Origin of the sequence: Wolbachia endosymbiont of Drosophila incompta (assembly GCF_001758565.1) — a bacterium.
In the GTDB taxonomy this organism is placed as follows: domain Bacteria; phylum Pseudomonadota; class Alphaproteobacteria; order Rickettsiales; family Anaplasmataceae; genus Wolbachia; species Wolbachia pipientis.
Map to the genome: position 1 here is coordinate 698434 of NZ_CP011148.1, position 206 is coordinate 698639.

The following is a 206-nucleotide window of genomic DNA, read 5'->3' on the forward strand; positions in this document are numbered from 1 at the left end:
TTACCTGGATCTATCGGAACAGGTGTTGCTGGTCAGATAGTTGCGGGTGCCATAATGGCAATTGCTGCAGTTGCTGCTGTTTATGGAACATATCAAGTTGCCTCAAAATTAAAAGATGTTGCAGTTGAAGCATTGAAAGGGAAAGATCAGACAATATAATAATCTTCAACAAAATAAAAAGGGATAGGTTTCTGTCCCTTTTTATA